Origin of the sequence: Kosakonia radicincitans DSM 16656, assembly GCF_000280495.2 — a bacterium.
GTDB classification, from domain to species: Bacteria; Pseudomonadota; Gammaproteobacteria; order Enterobacterales; family Enterobacteriaceae; genus Kosakonia; species Kosakonia radicincitans.
Genome location: NZ_CP018016.1, coordinates 3932019 through 3948441 on the forward strand (window position 1 = coordinate 3932019; position 16423 = coordinate 3948441).

Genomic DNA, 16423 nt, shown 5'->3' on the forward strand with positions numbered 1-16423 from the left:
CCTCCCGGAGGGCTTTTTTTTACTCATTTTGCTGAAATAAGCGTCACTTATCGACAAAACTATAACCCCTGGTTCACAAGCACCTTACACTGCGCGGCTATTTTCGCTATGGTTATGGGTAATCGTTGCCGGGGCTCTCTCTCCGGCAATATAATGAGAATTGTTATCATTCAATCAGGCTTACAGGAGTAAGAGTATGGCTGTTACTAAGCTGGTTCTGGTTCGTCATGGCGAAAGCCAGTGGAACAACGAAAACCGCTTCACCGGTTGGTACGATGTCGATCTGTCAGAGAAAGGCGTTGGTGAAGCGAAAGCAGCAGGCAAACTGCTGAAAGAGGAAGGCTACTCCTTCGATTTTGCTTACACCTCCGTGCTGAAACGTGCCATCCACACACTGTGGAACGTGCTGGACGAACTGGATCAGGCGTGGTTGCCGGTAGAAAAAAGCTGGAAACTGAACGAGCGTCACTACGGTGCGTTGCAGGGTCTGAACAAAGCCGAAACCGCAGAGAAATACGGTGACGAGCAGGTTAAACAGTGGCGTCGTGGCTTTGCCGTTACCCCGCCAGCGCTGACCAAAGATGATGAGCGTTTCCCGGGCCACGATCCGCGCTACGCTAAACTGAGCGAAGCCGAACTGCCGCAGACCGAAAGCCTGGCGCTGACCATCGATCGCGTTATTCCTTACTGGAATGAAACTATTCTGCCGCGCCTGCAAAGCGGCGAGCGCGTGATCATCGCTGCGCACGGTAACTCCCTGCGTGCGCTGGTGAAATACCTCGACAATATGAGCGAAGAAGAGATCCTCGAACTGAACATCCCGACCGGCGTACCGCTGGTTTATGAGTTCGATGAAAACTTCAAACCGCTGAAACACTACTACCTGGGCAATGCGGAAGAGATCGCCGCAAAAGCCGCTGCAGTAGCAAACCAGGGTAAAGCGAAGTAAGTTTTCCCCCCATAAAAAAAGCGTGGATTGCTCCACGCTTTTTTTTGCACTTCACACGCAATCAGAGACACAAAATAATTCGCGTTGCAGAAAGGCGGCGAAGCTAATCTCCGGCAGCTAGCACAAAGTGACCCAGGTTAGCGAGAAAAGCCAACGTCTCTGCGGCTCGAATCAGGCACGACGCGCTTTTACCGCTGCCGCTAACTGACGCAGGATAGTGTCCGTATCTTCCCAGCCGATGCACGCATCGGTGATGCTCTTACCGTAGACCAGCGGTTCGCCGCTCTCCAGGCTCTGATTACCTTCCACCAGGTGGCTTTCAATCATCACGCCGATAATCGCTTTTTCACCGTTGGCGATCTGCTGACAGACATCGCTGCCAACGTCCATTTGCCTTTTGAACTGCTTGCCGGAGTTCGCATGGCTGAAATCGATCATCACCTGCGGTTCCAGGCCCGCTTTGGTCAGACCTGATTTCACTTCTGCCACATGTTTTGCACTGTAGTTCGGCTCTTTGCCGCCGCGCAGAATAATGTGGCAGTCGCCATTACCGGCGGTATTCACAATGGCAGAGTGGCCCCATTTGGTGACCGACAGGAAGCAGTGCGGCGCGCTGGCGGCGTTAATGGCGTCGATCGCCACTTTGATGGTGCCGTCGGTGCCGTTTTTGAATCCAACCGGACAGGAGAGACCAGAAGCCAGCTCGCGGTGTACCTGTGATTCCGTAGTACGGGCGCCGATCGCCCCCCAGCTCATCAGATCCGCCAGATATTGCGGCGTGATCATATCGAGGAATTCACCCGCAGCCGGCAGGCCGCTGTCATTGATTTCCAGCAATAATTTGCGGGCAATGCGCAGGCCGTCGTTGATCTGGAAGCTGTTGTCCATATGCGGATCGTTGATCAGCCCTTTCCAGCCAACGGTAGTACGCGGTTTTTCAAAATAGACGCGCATCACCACTTCCAGCTCGCCACCGAGCTCTTCACGCAATGCCAGCAGGCGCGAAGCGTACTCTTTCGCCGCCGCAGGATCATGAATGGAACACGGGCCAATCACCACCAGCAGACGATCGTCATTGCCGCGCAGAATGTTATGGATCGCTTTGCGGGCGCTGGATACCGTCTGGGCGGCAGTTTCAGTGGCGGGGAATTTTTCAAGGAGCGCTACAGGAGGTAATAACTCGTTGATCTCTTTAATACGTAAATCGTCGTTCTGATAATTCATGATCTTTCCAGTGTGGCCATACTTTTTGTAATGAATGCAATCTTTCCAATCTATCTTGTCAGGCCCGAAGTGTAAACGCCCTTTTACACTTCGGGCGGATAATTCCTGGAATGGAGCAAAAAGCCATGCAAAAGTCGCAGACTGTTAGATAGTGGCTACACTTTTTAACTGTAAACACCGTTAAATTGAACTTTAGCAATATTACATTCTGCCGTTAATAAATAAAGCGGCATCTTTCACCACTGAGCGTGATGACTCGTTCGCGCTGCTTTTATCGCCTTTGCCGGTGATGAAAACGACCAGAACAGGAGCTTTATGATGAAAATGAATAAATTAGCGACGCTTTTACTGACCTCGACCCTTACCCTTGCAGGTGGCGCAGCATGGGCTGCGGATTCTGCATCTGATGCCTCGGCCAATAACGGCCAGGCCAACTCCTCGGCAGCGGCGGGTCAGACCGCCCCGGATGCGCAGCAGAACCTTGCACCGAACGGGGTTGATAACAGCAAAATTAACAACGGCAGCACGAATTCTGCTACCGGTACGCAGCAAACTCACTCATCGCAGCATATGAGCAAAGATGAAGTGCACAAAAACACGATGTGTAAGGATGGGCGTTGCCCGGACGTAAACAAAAAAGTCGAAACCGGTAATGGCACTAATAATGACGTCAATACCAAAACCGATGGCACAACCCAGTAAAGAGTGATGCCATGACACATGAGGAGAGCTTCGGCTCTCCTTATTTTTTTCTTCTCACCGGTTAAAAATCTGTAATGATGTAAGGCGTTAAGCCTGGTTAAAAGGAAGGAGCCATTCATGGCGCATTCACATTCACACGCTCCCGCCGATGCCAACGCCCGGCGTTTGTTGCTGGCATTTATTGTCACCGCCGTTTTTATGTTGGTGGAAGTGGCTGGCGGGATTATTTCCGGCTCGCTGGCGCTACTGGCTGATGCTGGTCACATGCTTACCGATGCCGCCGCCCTGCTCTTCGCGCTATTAGCTGTCTGGTTTGCTCGCCAGCCGCCCAGCGCGCATCGTACGTTTGGCTGGCTGCGGCTGACGACGCTGGCCGCCTTTGTGAATGCGCTGGCGCTGGTGCTGATTACCGTGTGGATTGTCTGGGAAGCACTTCAGCGCTTCTACCATCCGCAGCCGGTCGCCGGGTTAACCATGATGGTGATCGCTATTGCCGGTCTGCTGGCAAACATACTGGCGTTCTGGTTGCTGCATCGCGGTAGCGAAGAGAAGAATCTCAATGTGCGTGCTGCGGCGCTGCATGTACTGGGTGATCTGCTCGGTTCCGTTGGGGCGATCGCCGCCGCGCTGGTCATTATGCTGACCGGATGGACGCCGGTCGATCCGATACTTTCCGTGCTGGTTTCAGCGCTGGTGTTGCGCAGCGCCTGGCGTTTATTGAAGGAAAGCGTCAATGAATTGCTGGAAGGTGCGCCGTCGACATTCGACATTGGCGCGCTGAAACGCCATTTGCGCCGCGCCATTCCGGAAGTGCGCGACGTACACCATGTTCATGTCTGGCTGGTCGGTGAAAAACCATTAATGACGTTGCATGTGCAGGTTATTCCACCGCGGGATCACGATAAGCTACTCGGTGAGATCCAGCATTTCCTCATCCACCATTACCAGATTGAGCACTCCACCGTGCAGATGGAGTATCAGCTCTGTAACGGGCCAGACTGTACGCTGGGAGAATCACAGCCTGACCATCACCATCAGCATCACCATTAATGTGAAAACGCGTGAGAACCCCGCTCACGCGCGCTGTTCATCCACATCCGGCTGCCATTAAGCGCAATGAATGTCAGGATCAGATACTCAAGCGACATCGCCCACACGCCTTGCAATGCGAAAATCACCACGCTGATGACGTTGATGATCACCCAGAGCAGCCAGTTTTCAACGTATTTGCGGGTCATCAGGATCATCGCCACAATCGACAACACCATCATGGAAGAATCCCAGAACGGGAAAGCATCGGGTTGCAGCTGCGGCATCGCCACATTCAGCCCCAGCGTTTGCATTACTGAGACAGCAATTTTCGTCAGAAACGCAAAGACAGGATCAATAAACGCGGTCATCAGGCCAATCGCGACCACGCACACGGCCAGCCACGCCAGCGCCTTCGGCAACGGCAGCCAGCGAATTTGCAGCTCAGCCTCGTTTTGCGATGTCTGGCGTGACCAGGCGTACCAGCCGTAAATATTGGCAGCAAAGAAAAAGAGCTGGAGCAACAGGCTGGCGTAGAGCTGGATCTGGAAAAAGATAATGGCGAACAGCGTGACGTTTATCAGACCAAACGCGTAATTACTGATTTTCTCCAGGCTCGCCAGCCAGATACACAGTAAGCCCGCCAGCGTGCCTGCAGCTTCAATCCATGAGAGATCGTACCCACCAGCACCCAGCGGTATGTGCACCAGGATGTTCTGTGTACTAAAAAAATCCATTCTTTCCCCAGAGCGTATTGTTACGCGTTAAAAAGTATTAAGGTCGTAGTGTAGCCGCAAAATCCAGCATGCGGTTCAGCGATACCAACGCGCCTTCGCGTAGTGCCGCATCAACATGGATCTCATGCTCAGCACCGGCGTGTTCCAGCCCTTCAGCAATCGCTTTCAGGCCATTCATCGCCATCCACGGACAGTGCGCACAACTGCGGCAAGTCGCCCCTTCTCCTGCTGTCGGCGCTTCAAACAGCTCTTTTTCCGGTACGGCTTGCTGCATCTTATAAAAGATACCCCGGTCAGTGGCGACAATAAGCTGTTTATGCGGCAGTGTTTTTGCCGCAGCAATCAATTGGCTGGTGGAGCCTACAGCATCCGCCAGTTGCACGACCGATTGCGGCGATTCTGGATGCACCAGGATAGCGGCTTGCGGGTAGAGCGCCTTCATGCGCATCAGCGCCTGGGTTTTAAATTCATCATGAACAATACAGGCGCCCTGCCAGCACAGCACATCAGCACCGGTCTGTTTCTGCACGTAGCTTCCCAGATGTTTGTCCGGCGCCCAGATAATTTTCTCGCCGAGGCTATCGAGATGCTCAATCAACTCGACGGCAATACTGGACGTTACGACCCAGTCGGCACGCGCTTTCACTGCTGCCGAGGTATTGGCATAGACCACCACTGTACGATCCGGGTGAGCGTCGCAGAAAGCAGTAAACTCATCAATCGGGCAGCCCAGATCGAGTGAACATTCGGCGTGCAGTGTTGGCATCAGGATGTTTTTTTCCGGGCTGAGAATTTTAGCGGTCTCGCCCATAAAACGAACGCCTGCGACCAGCAGCGTGGAGGCTGGATGTCTGGCACCAAAGCGCGCCATCTCCAGCGAATCGGCGATACAACCCCCAGTCTCTTCCGCCAGTTGTTGGATCTCCGGGTCGGTATAATAGTGCGCGACCATCACCGCATCCCGTTCTTTCAGCAAGCGTTTGATTTTCTCGCGGTAAAATTGCTTGTCTTGCTGATCCAGCGGCTGGGGTTTTGGCGGAAAAGGATAGATTGCGGCTTCAGGGTCAAACATTACGCTCATCATGCTTACTCGTTTTTCTTGCTGAACTTAACAACCGGGTTCGTCACCATGGAAGCGGGTAATCCGGCAGAGATGTTTTATATACTAAACAAGATAGCCGATTGCGTAAAAAATGTCGTGATGAATTTTTAAGGAATGGCAGATCCCCCTCCAACAGCAGCTACTGCTGACGCTGTGCTTAGCAGGCCTATGGATGGATATCGCGGGATTGACGGATGTCAGAAAGCAAAAAACCCGCCAGCGCCATTTTACATGGGTGGGTCGTGCAGGATGACTCGCTTCGCTCGCCCTTCGAACGCTGCGCGTTGTTCAAAATTGTTCCCGACAATTTTGTCGAATCTTCTCTATTCGCAGAAAGCAAAAAAGCGCCTTTAGGGCGCTTTTTTACATTGGTGGGTCGTGCAGGATTCGAACCTGCGACCAATTGATTAAAAGTCAACTGCTCTACCAACTGAGCTAACGACCCCTTACGGAACTGCTCTTCGAAGTAATCACCCACGTTGAAAGTGGTGGGTCGTGCAGGATTCGAACCTGCGACCAATTGATTAAAAGTCAACTGCTCTACCAACTGAGCTAACGACCCATAGGGGTAGTGACTTCGAAGATAATTTTACCAGGAACCACATTAAGTGGTGGATCGTGCAGGATGATTTGGCCTTTGCCTCGCCCTGTGGCGTCGCTGCTGCTGCAACGTTATCCTTCACGTTTAACACCATTAGATTGATGTTAAATTGGTGGGTCGTGCAGGATTCGAACCTGCGACCAATTGATTAAAAGTCAACTGCTCTACCAACTGAGCTAACGACCCGAGTGGTGGGTGATGACGGGATCGAACCGCCGACCCCCTCCTTGTAAGGGAGGTGCTCTCCCAGCTGAGCTAATCACCCGATACTACGTGCTGGATACTACTTTAAGTGATGGGTCGTGAGGATAATTCGGCTTTGCCTTACCCTGTCGGGCCGTTGCTACGCAACGTTATCCTTCACGCTTAACATCTCCACCCCGATGTTAAATTGGTGGGTCGTGCAGGATTCGAACCTGCGACCAATTGATTAAAAGTCAACTGCTCTACCAACTGAGCTAACGACCCACTTTCATGTTGCCTCTGGTTTAAGAGATATCCCGTGGCAACGGCGGCATATATTACTGATTTAAGATTTCAGCGCAACAACAATTTCAACCAGAATGACTTAACTGCTTATGATTCATGCGACAAGACCAGAAAAAACACGATTTCTGGTCATGCGCTATGCATTACATAGAACCAAGGCGTTTTTGCGCTTGTTTCGCGCCGTCGGTACCAGGGTATTTACTGACCACCTGCTGGTAAACCGCTTTCGCCTTCGCGCTGTCACCTTTGTCCTGCATAATCACGCCGACCTTGAACATAGCGTCAGGCGCTTTAGGCGACTTCGGGTAATTCTTCACCACAGAGGCAAAGTAATAAGCAGCGTCGTCTTTTTTACCCTTGTTATAATTCAACTGACCAAGCCAGTAGTTGGCATTCGGTATGTAGGTTGAATCTGGGTACTTTTTGACAAAATTCTGGAAAGCAGCGAGCGCATCATCCTGACGGGATTTATCCTGTACCAGCGCAATCGCCGCATTGTAATCCGTATTTGCATCGCCGCTTTGAACGGGAGCACCAGACGTTGCCGCACCGTTATTTGCGCCCGTATCCGCTGCTGGCGCTTGCGCCGCCGCACCGCTCTGATCGCCGGAAGCTTGCTGCGTCTGTCCCGCTGTGCCACTGCTCAAATTGCCTATCTGCTGCAAAATTTGCTGTTGGCGTTCAACCACCTGATTAAGCTGATACTGATTTTCCTGGATTTGTCCACGAAGGGTATCAATATCGGCCTGATTATCGGAGAGTTGTTGCTGGAGTTGAGTCAAAAGCTGGCTATGAGCATTAGAAATACGCTCGAGTTGAGTGACACGGTCTTCGACCGAGCCTGAGCCGACACTACTGATTGGCGCCTGAGCATTAGCGGCCCATGGGGCCGCTATGCCAACCAGTAACGACAGACTCAACAAATGATGTCTGAAGTTACTGCTCATGCAATTCTCTTAGTAAACCAGTACGGCACGACGGTTTTTAGCGTAAGCCGCTTCGTCATGACCCAGTACTGCAGGTTTTTCTTTACCGTAAGAAACGATGGAGATCTGATCTGCGGAAACGCCTTTACCCTGCAGGTACATTTTAACGGCGTTAGCACGACGTTCGCCCAGGGAGATGTTGTATTCCGGAGTACCACGTTCGTCCGCGTGACCTTCTACGGTGACTTTGTAGGACGGGTTGCTACGCAGGAAGTTAGCGTGAGCATCCAGCATCGCAGCGAAGTCAGAACGGATGTCATATTTGTCCAGATCGAAGTAAACAATGTTGTTCTGCTGCAGCTGTTGCATTTGCAGACGCGCTTGTTCTTCGGAGGACATATTGCCACTACCGTTCATGCCAGTGCCAGCACCCATCATGCCTTCGCCGCTCTGGTCGCTGGTGTTGTTCTTGTGAGAAGAACACGCAGCAATCGCCATAACAGGCAGAGCCAGCATCAGGCCTTTCAGCACTTTGTTCAGTTGCATTTCTTTGATTCCTTTATAAATATTTATTATTACAGATACGGAGACCAGGCAGGGAATTTAACCTGACCATCAGTCGCCGGAAGACGCGCTTTGAAACGCCCATCTGTAGAAACCAGATTCAGCACGGATCCCATCCCCTGAGAAGAGCTGTAGATTACCATTGTGCCGTTAGGTGCCAGACTTGGCGTTTCATCCAGGAACGTTGACGTCAGAACCTGTACGCCACCCGCTGCCAGATCTTGTTTAGCGATGTGCTGCTGACCACCGTCAGAGCTTACCATCACCATAAATTTGCCGTCGCTGCTCACGTCAGCATCCTGGTTTTGTGAACCCTGCCAGGAGATACGCTGCGCTGCGCCGCCATTGATACCTACTTTATACACCTGCGGACGGCCCGCCTGGTCAGACGTAAAGGCCAGCGTCTGGCTATCCGGGAACCAGGTCGGTTCGGTGTTGTTGCTGCGGCCATCGGTAACCTGACGAATCTGGCCGGAACCAATATCCATGACATAAATGTTCAGGCTACCGGTTTTAGACAGCGCAAACGCCAGTTTAGAACCGTCCGGCGAGAAGGCCGGCGCACCGTTGTGGCGCGGGAAGGAAGCAACCTGGCGGATGCTTGCATTCGCCAGCGTCTGGATAACCAGAGCAGAACGACCGCTTTCAAACGTCACGTAAGCCAGTCTGGACCCGTCCGGAGACCATGCCGGAGACATCAGCGGCTGCGGCGATTTGTGCACCAGGAACTGGTTGTAACCGTCATAGTCAGAAACGCGCAGCTCGTACGGGAACTGACTGTTCGCAGTCTGCACTACGTAAGCAATACGGGTACGGAATGCACCTTTAATGCCGGTCAGTTTTTCGAATACTTCATCACTGGCGGCGTGAGCGGCATAACGCAGCCACTGTTTGTTCACTTTAAAGGAGTTCTGCGCCAGCACGGTACCCGGCGCACCACCGGTGTCCACCAGTTGGTAAGCGACGTTGTAGCTGCCGTCAGGATTCGGGGTTACCTGACCAACAACCACCGCATCGATGCCTAACGCAGACCATGCGGCTGGCTGAACTTCCTGTGCGCTGCCAGGCTGCTGCGGCAGGCGGGAACGATCGAGGGGATTGAATTTGCCGCTGTTGCGCAGATCCGCAGCAACGATACCGCCGGCATCTTCAGGCGCGGCACCAGGGCCTGCCCACTGGAAAGGCACAACGCCAATCGGGCGTGCCGAGTCCACCCCCTGGGTGATCTCGATACGTACTTCTGCGTGCAGCACCGCTGCCCACAGCATCAGAAAACCAAATGCAACACGTAATGCCTGCTTCATCATATCTCCCTTATCCGGGTGGAAAACCCGCGATAATTTAGCAGAATTTTAACAAACTCAATAAGACAAAACTACCCGCGTCGGAACAACCGGTACGATTTCCCCCCGCGCGGTGCGAAGGAAAGTCTACCTTATGGTTTAAGGTCCTGGTTTAAAGTCCAGCGGCGCATTTTTGAACACTTCATACACAGCCTGACTTGGCGGCTTCGGTATTTTTGCCTGTCTTGCAGCTGCAAGAGCCGCCTGACAAAGCGCCGGGTCGCCACCTTCGGACTGAATATCTAACAGCATGCCATCCGGCGCCAGTTTGACACGCAACGTACAGGTTTTCCCCGCATAGGAGGAGGAATCATAAAAGCGGCTTTCAATCGCCGATTTTATCTGCCCTGCATAGTTACTGATGTCAGCACCTGATGCGCCGTTGTTCTTAGTGTTACCAGAACCGGCTGCAGCTGCATTATTCCCTTTCGCCCCGCCACCTGTTTTCGGCGCATTCTTACCGGAACTTAAATCGCCAAACAGATCGTCAACGCCAGCGGCAGCAGCGGCTTTTTCAGCGGCGGCTTTCTTGGCAGCAGCCGCTTTTTCAGCTGCCGCTTTCTTATCGGCGGCGGCCTTCTCAGCGGCTGCAGCTTTCTTCTCTTCTGCAGCTTTTTCAGCGGCAGCAGCTTTCGCAGCAGCAGCCTTCTCAGCCGCAGCAGCTTTCTCTGCTGCAGCTTTCTCCGCGGCAGCTTGTTTAGCCGCTTCGGCCTGTGCTTTCTTCTCAGCGTCTGCCTGAGCTTTCTTCGCTGCTTCAGCTTCCGCTTTTTTCTTCGCATCTGCGGCGGCTTTTGCGGCTTCAGCTTCTGCTTTTTTCTGTGCGTCGGCAGCGGCTTTTGCGGCTTCAGCTTCCGCTTTTTTCTGTGCATCGGCAGCGGCTTTCTTCGCTGCTTCTGCTGCTTCTTTTGCCTGAGCGTCTGCTTTAGCTTTTGCATCAGCGGCTGCTTTCGCTGCGGCTTCTTCAGCTTGCTTCTGTTGCTGCTGCGCTTTTTTCGCCGCCTCTTCCGCTTGTTTCTGCTGCTCGGCCTGTTCGCGCGCGGCTTCCTGCGCCTGCAAACGCTCCTGCTCCAGCTGTTTCAAACGCTCCTGCTCGGCAGCCTGCTTTTCACGCAGCTCTTCCGCCTGCTGTTGCGCCTGTTTTTCGCGCTGCTCTTTGGCTCGTTGCGCGCTGGCTTGCTGCTGCTGTTGGCGATTGTAATTGTCCACCACAGCACCGGGATCGACCATCACCGCATCGATCGCCGAGCCACCGCCGCCGCCCGCAGACGCATCAATATGCTCGTCGAACGAACTCCAAATCAGCAGCGCCACCAGAATTACGTGCAGCACGGCTGAGATGATTATCGCTCGCTTAAGCTTGTCGTTTTGTACGGTTGCCTTTGACACTCTCGGTTCCCAAAAACTGTCCGCCTGTCAGGCGAGTGATCAGATAGGCTGCGTCATCAAGCCAACCGATTTCACACCCGCGCTATGTAACAGGTTCAGCGCTTTAATGATTTCATCGTACGGCACATCTTTCGCTCCGCCGATTAAGAACACGGTTTTCGGATTGGATTGCAGGCGACGCTGCGCCTCGGCAATCACCTGCTCTGGCGGTAGCTGATCCATGCGATCTTTTTCCACCACCACGCTGTACTGTCCGACACCGGAAACCTCAATAATGACCGGAGGATCGTCATTGGTACTGACGGTCTGCGATTCCGTCGCATCCGGCAGATCGACCTCTACGCTCTGCGTGATGATCGGCGCTGTTGCCATAAAGATCAGCAGCAGCACCAGCAACACGTCCAGCAACGGTACAATGTTGATTTCAGACTTGAGGCCACGACTGCCCCGCCCACGCGTTCTGGCCATGGATTACTCCTTATTGCTGTCGCTGCTGGCGAATGCCTGGCGATGCAGAATAGCCGTGAACTCTTCCATAAAGTTGTCGTAATTCAGTTCCAGTTTGTTCACGCGCTGGTTCAGGCGGTTATATGCCATCACCGCCGGGATTGCGGCAAACAGACCGATTGCGGTAGCGATCAACGCTTCCGCGATCCCCGGCGCAACCATTTGCAATGTGGCCTGCTTCACCGCGCCCAGCGCGATAAAGGCGTGCATGATCCCCCATACCGTACCGAACAGACCGATATACGGGCTGATAGAACCCACGGTACCAAGGAAAGGAATGTGGTTTTCCAGATTTTCCAGCTCGCGGCTCATCGAAATGCGCATCGCCCTTGATGCCCCTTCGACAATCGCTTCTGGCGCGTGACTGTTTGCGCGATGCAGACGGGCAAACTCTTTGAACCCGCTGTAGAAGATTTGTTCCGAACCGCTCAGATTATCGCGGCGAGCCTGGCTTTCCTGATACAAACGTGACAGTTCAATGCCGGACCAGAACTTGTCTTCGAATGCTTCTGCTTCGCGCCCTGCTGCGTTGAGGATGCGCGTTCTCTGGATGATGATTGCCCAGGATGCGATTGAAAAACCAATCAAAATCAACATGATAAGTTTGACCAGAAGGCTAGCCTTCAGGAACAAATCAAGGATGTTCATGTCAGTCACTGCTTAAACTCCGCGACAATAGACTTGGGAAGCGCACGAGGCTTCATTAAGAGTGGATCAACACAGACAATCAGCACCTCAGCTTCATTCAGCACTTTGTTCTCTGCGTTGACAATCCGCTGCGTGAACACCATGGAGGTACCACGCATTGATGTAATTTCCGTTTGGACTTCGAGCATGTCGTCGAGTCTGGCGGGCGCAAAATACTCCAGCATCATTTTGCGTACCACGAACGCGACGCGCTCAGCCAGCAGAACTTGTTGGCTAAAGTGATGATGGCGCAGCATCTCTGTACGGGCTCTTTCATAAAAAGCTACGTAGCTGGCGTGGTAAACCACACCACCGGCGTCTGTATCTTCGTAATAGACACGAACCGGCCATCGAAACAGCGTTGTATTCACTTTACATCCCGGTAATGCAAAAAAAGTTAGAGCTTTTAAACTTCGCTACTATACGCGCGGGAAAGGTGCTTTGGAATGGGTTCAGGTAAACGGATAGTAAAAATTTATGGGCTTTTGCAAGCCCATGAGGATAGCGGATATTTCTTATTCAAAAGAAGAAAAAAATAAGCCCCGCCAGCAGAACGGCATCAGCAATAAGCGGGCAGAAAAAACCCTGCCAGTGAATGGCGCGCGGACGAAAACCGACGCCATGGATAACCCCGGCACACACCGCCCACATCAGCAGCAATCCGTGCCAGATCTCCAGCTCGCTGGTTTTCGCAGCAAAACGGGACGGATCCCAGAAAATGCAGCCAGCCAGCAGGAGCGCCATTATTAAGGAAAGGGCCCTTAACGGGCCCTTATCCATTACCGCATACAATTTTGCGATAACTTTTTCCATTACTGTTCTTCTTGTCCGGCTTTCGACGCTTCAACGTGTTCCAGCGCCAGGGCGGTAATCACTCCAAAAGCACAGGCAAGAAGCGTTCCTAAAATCCATGCGAAATACCACATATTCAGCTCCTTACTTAGTACATAGAGTGGGTATTGCTTTCAATATGTTCTTTGGTGATACGGCCGAACATTTTCCAGTAACACCAGATGGTGTAGAGCAGAACGATTGGCACAAATACCAGAGCAACATAGGTCATCAGATTCAGCGTCAGTTGGGTCGATGTTGCATCCCACATGGTCAGGCTAGCTTTCAGCATGGTGCTTGACGGCATGATGAACGGGAACATCGCGATACCGGCGGTCAGAATGATGCAGGCCAGGGTCAGCGAAGAGAACACAAATGCCCAGGCCGCTTTATCCAGACGCGCGGTCAGTACGGTCAACAGCGGCAGGACTACGCCCAGCGCCGGGATCACCCACAACACAGGCGTGTTGTTAAAGTTAGTCAGCCAGGCACCAGCCTGTAGCGCAACGTCTTTAAGCAACGGATTAGACGGGGCGTGATGATCCATCACAGAGGTCACTACATAGCCATCAATGCCGTAAACCACCCACACACCGGCCAGTGCGAAGCAGATCAGCGTCACCAGTGCGGCGATCTGCACAGTAGCGCGAGCACGCAGATGCAGTTCACCCACGGTACGCATTTGCAGATATGTTGCGCCTTGCGTCAGGATCATCGCCACACTAACCACACCCGCCAGCAGACCAAACGGATTCAGCAACTGGAAGAAATTGCCGGTGTAGAACAGACGCATATCGTTGTCGAGGTGGAATGGCACACCCTGCAGCAGGTTGCCAAACGCCACGCCAATCACCAGCGGCGGTACGAAGCTACCGATGAAAATGCCCCAGTCCCACATCCCGCGCCAGCGATTGTCTTCAATCTTCGAGCGGTAATCGAAACCCACCGGACGGAAGAAGAGAGAAGCCAACACGAGGATCATCGCAACATAGAAGCCGGAGAACGCAGCAGCGTAAACCATCGGCCAGGCAGCGAACAGCGCGCCACCAGCGGTGATCAGCCAAACCTGGTTGCCGTCCCAGTGCGGCGCAATGGCGTTAATCATCACGCGGCGCTCAGTGTCGCTACGACCCAGCACGCGGGTCAGCATGCCCACACCCATGTCGAAGCCATCTGTGACAGCGAAACCAATCAGCAAAATACCGACCAGCAGCCACCAGATAAAACGTAATACTTCATAATCGATCATTTGACGACTCCTGTCTTAGCGTGCCGGCTGAGAAGCCACAGTGGACTGCTCATAGTGATAGCGACCTGTTTTCAGGCTGCTCGGCCCAAGGCGAGCAAATTTGAACATCAGGAACACTTCCGCCACCATAAACAGCGTATAAAGGCCGCAAATCAGAATCATGGAGAACAGCAGATCGCCAACGGTTAACGACGAGTTAGCCACCGCGGTCGGCAACACCTCACCAATCGCCCACGGCTGACGTCCGTACTCGGCAACAAACCAGCCGGATTCAATGGCGATCCACGGCAGCGGAATACCATACAGCGCCGCACGCAACAGCCATTTCTTCTCGCCAATACGGTTACGAATCACCGTCCAGAAGGACGCCGCGATAATCAACAGCATCAGAACACCGCACGCCACCATGATACGGAACGCGAAGTACAGCGGCGCAACACGAGGGATAGAGTCTTTCGTCGCCTGCTGAATTTGCGCGTCAGTCGCATCGGTCACATTCGGCGTGTAGCGTTTAAGCAACAGGCCATAACCAAGGTCTTTCTTGACGCTGTTGAACTGATCGCGAACGGACTGATCGGCAGAACCTGAGCGGAGCTGCTCCAGCAACTGGTACGCTTTCATACCGTTACGGATACGCTCTTCATGCTGCACCATCAGCTCTTTCAGGCCGATAACCGGGGTATCCACCGAACGGGTCGCGATAATGCCCAGCGCGTAAGGGATCTGGATAGCAAATTTGTTCTCTTGCTTATCCTGGTCCGGCACACCAAACAGAGTAAATGCCGCCGGAGCCGGTTGCGTTTCCCATTCGGCCTCAATGGCAGCCAGTTTGGTTTTCTGCACGTCGCCCATTTCGTAACCGGATTCATCACCCAGCACAATAACAGACAGCACAGCGGCCATGCCGAAGCTGGCAGCGATAGCGAAGGAGCGTTTAGCAAAAGCGATGTCGCGCCCACGCAGCAGGTAGTAGGAGCTAATACCGAGGATAAAGATGGCGCCGCAGGTATAACCGGAAGCTACGGTGTGAACGAATTTCACCTGAGCAACCGGGTTCAGCACCAGTTCGGCAAAGCTCACCATCTCCATGCGCATGGTTTCGAAGTTGAAATCAGAGGCGACGGGGTTCTGCATCCAGCCGTTAGCAACAAGGATCCACAATGCCGACAAGTTAGAACCCAGCGCGACTAACCAGGTAACTGCCATGTGCTGCACTTTACCGAGACGATCCCAACCGAAGAAGAACAAACCGACAAATGTGGATTCGAGGAAGAAGGCCATCAACCCTTCGATTGCCAGTGGCGCACCGAAGATATCCCCAACGTAGTGGGAATAGTATGACCAGTTAGTCCCGAACTGAAACTCCATCGTCAGGCCTGTTGCCACGCCCAGAGCAAAGTTGATACCAAACAACTTGCCCCAGAACTTGGTCATATCTTTATAAATCTGTTTGCCGGAGAGGACATAGACCGTTTCCATAATTGCCAGCAGGAACGCCATACCGAGCGTCAGTGGCACAAACAGAAAGTGGTACATCGCAGTCAAGGCAAACTGTAAGCGCGACAGTTCGACTATATCTAACATTCTGACTCCTTGCTCATCGCATGAAGACTCCGAGAGTAAACCCCGTTAGCGCGGGTTCACACGCATGCCCCAATACAAATTTGTTGCACTGCTTTTATTCACTGCCACATAAATTATGGTAATGAATGAAAAAAGTTACAACCAGGTTAATAAAAATTTCGAATTGATCTCGCGAACATATTAACTCGGAAAACCCTTACGATAAATAGGTTTTTATTGAGTTAATTTTACGTTTTTCGACACCGATCAATTTATGCCAACCATACCGCTTTTTAGCCAATTTGATCTGCGACAATTTAACGATTTTCACAATCTTTTCCAAGCTTTTAGATATTGATTTAAATCATTTTTATTCTTTACTGTTAATTTTGTAGCTGGTGTATAGCTGTGGTAAAAACCTTGTTAACAGCATGTTCATTTTAACGTAATCAATGGTTATCAATCGGCAGGTAAAGGTAAATAATGGCGAGTATATTTAACGTTTATCATTTGCGTAAAAAAATGGGTCGTCCA

The 16423-nt window shown here is 52.4% G+C and carries 17 protein-coding genes and 5 tRNA genes; 3 read left to right on the forward strand and 19 right to left on the reverse strand.

Annotation, left to right across the window (positions count from 1 at the left end; all coding sequences use genetic code 11):
* Positions 1-196 precede the first annotated feature (196 nt).
* Complete coding sequence (gene gpmA, locus Y71_RS18950; RefSeq protein ID WP_007373930.1) at positions 197-949, forward strand: 2,3-diphosphoglycerate-dependent phosphoglycerate mutase; 753 nt, start codon at positions 197-199, stop codon at positions 947-949.
* A gap of 171 nt (positions 950-1120) precedes the next feature.
* Here gpmA and aroG read toward each other — a convergent pair whose 3' ends face one another.
* Positions 1121-2173 carry a 3-deoxy-7-phosphoheptulonate synthase AroG gene (gene aroG / locus Y71_RS18955; RefSeq protein ID WP_007373929.1) on the reverse strand — a complete coding sequence of 351 codons (1053 nt, stop codon included), beginning with the start codon at positions 2171-2173 and terminating at the stop codon, positions 1121-1123.
* Between the two features lie 318 nt (positions 2174-2491).
* On the opposite strand from aroG, the gene Y71_RS18960 reads away from it, so the two are divergent.
* Both Y71_RS18960 and zitB read left to right on the forward strand, forming a co-directional pair.
* Entirely contained in the window at positions 2492-2875 is a 384-nt protein-coding gene (locus Y71_RS18960; protein WP_035885963.1) for a YbgS-like family protein, read from the forward strand.
* A gap of 117 nt (positions 2876-2992) precedes the next feature.
* Positions 2993-3925, forward strand: coding sequence for a CDF family zinc transporter ZitB (zitB, locus tag Y71_RS18965; protein WP_007373927.1), 933 nt, complete (start codon positions 2993-2995; stop codon positions 3923-3925).
* On the opposite strand, the gene pnuC is transcribed toward zitB, so the two are convergent.
* The 18 genes from pnuC to cydA form a co-directional block, all read right to left on the reverse strand.
* Positions 3922-4641: a nicotinamide riboside transporter PnuC gene (gene pnuC, locus Y71_RS18970; protein WP_007373926.1), complete on the reverse strand. Its 720-nt coding sequence runs from the start codon at positions 4639-4641 to the stop codon at positions 3922-3924. The genes zitB and pnuC overlap by 4 nt on opposite strands.
* Before the next feature lie 37 nt (positions 4642-4678).
* Positions 4679-5722, reverse strand: a complete 1044-nt coding sequence (gene nadA / locus Y71_RS18975; protein ID WP_035886080.1) for a quinolinate synthase NadA — start codon at positions 5720-5722, stop codon at positions 4679-4681.
* 390 nt (positions 5723-6112) lie between these two features.
* Positions 6113-6188, reverse strand: a tRNA-Lys gene (locus Y71_RS18980).
* A 41-nt stretch (positions 6189-6229) separates the two neighbouring features.
* Positions 6230-6305, reverse strand: a tRNA-Lys gene (locus Y71_RS18985).
* A 149-nt stretch (positions 6306-6454) separates the two neighbouring features.
* Positions 6455-6530 (reverse strand) — tRNA-Lys (locus Y71_RS18990).
* A gap of 3 nt (positions 6531-6533) precedes the next feature.
* Positions 6534-6609: transfer RNA gene (locus Y71_RS18995), tRNA-Val, on the reverse strand.
* Between the two features lie 127 nt (positions 6610-6736).
* Positions 6737-6812: transfer RNA gene (locus Y71_RS19000), tRNA-Lys, on the reverse strand.
* Positions 6813-6976: 164 nt separating this feature from the next.
* Complete coding sequence (gene cpoB, locus Y71_RS19005; protein ID WP_035943222.1) at positions 6977-7780, reverse strand: cell division protein CpoB; 804 nt, start codon at positions 7778-7780, stop codon at positions 6977-6979.
* A 9-nt stretch (positions 7781-7789) separates the two neighbouring features.
* Complete coding sequence (gene pal / locus Y71_RS19010) at positions 7790-8305, reverse strand: peptidoglycan-associated lipoprotein Pal (protein WP_007373922.1); 516 nt, start codon at positions 8303-8305, stop codon at positions 7790-7792.
* Between the two features lie 29 nt (positions 8306-8334).
* A complete protein-coding gene (gene tolB, locus Y71_RS19015) occupies positions 8335-9627 on the reverse strand; it encodes a Tol-Pal system beta propeller repeat protein TolB (protein WP_007373921.1) in 1293 nt (430 codons plus the stop codon).
* A gap of 138 nt (positions 9628-9765) precedes the next feature.
* Positions 9766-11052 (reverse strand): cell envelope integrity protein TolA, encoded by a 1287-nt coding sequence (gene tolA / locus Y71_RS19020; protein WP_035943220.1) that lies wholly within the window; start codon positions 11050-11052, stop codon positions 9766-9768.
* Between the two features lie 39 nt (positions 11053-11091).
* On the reverse strand, positions 11092-11520 hold the full coding sequence (gene tolR / locus Y71_RS19025; RefSeq protein ID WP_007373919.1) for a colicin uptake protein TolR: 429 nt from the start codon (positions 11518-11520) through the stop codon (positions 11092-11094).
* 3 nt (positions 11521-11523) lie between these two features.
* Positions 11524-12216, reverse strand: a complete 693-nt coding sequence (gene tolQ / locus Y71_RS19030; protein ID WP_090474323.1) for a Tol-Pal system protein TolQ — start codon at positions 12214-12216, stop codon at positions 11524-11526.
* Positions 12213-12617, reverse strand: coding sequence for a tol-pal system-associated acyl-CoA thioesterase (gene ybgC, locus Y71_RS19035; protein ID WP_007373917.1), 405 nt, complete (start codon positions 12615-12617; stop codon positions 12213-12215). Before ybgC ends, tolQ begins: the two co-directional genes overlap by 4 nt.
* 148 nt (positions 12618-12765) lie before the next feature.
* Positions 12766-13059: a cyd operon protein YbgE gene (ybgE, locus tag Y71_RS19040; RefSeq protein ID WP_035885968.1), complete on the reverse strand. Its 294-nt coding sequence runs from the start codon at positions 13057-13059 to the stop codon at positions 12766-12768.
* Complete coding sequence (gene cydX, locus Y71_RS19045; protein WP_007373915.1) at positions 13059-13172, reverse strand: cytochrome bd-I oxidase subunit CydX; 114 nt, start codon at positions 13170-13172, stop codon at positions 13059-13061. The genes ybgE and cydX overlap by 1 nt, the downstream gene beginning before the upstream one ends.
* A 14-nt stretch (positions 13173-13186) precedes the next feature.
* Positions 13187-14326, reverse strand: a complete 1140-nt coding sequence (gene cydB / locus Y71_RS19050) for a cytochrome d ubiquinol oxidase subunit II (protein ID WP_007373914.1) — start codon at positions 14324-14326, stop codon at positions 13187-13189.
* Positions 14327-14341: 15 nt separating this feature from the next.
* Positions 14342-15910: a cytochrome ubiquinol oxidase subunit I gene (gene cydA, locus Y71_RS19055; protein WP_007373913.1), complete on the reverse strand. Its 1569-nt coding sequence runs from the start codon at positions 15908-15910 to the stop codon at positions 14342-14344.
* Positions 15911-16423 lie beyond the last annotated feature (513 nt).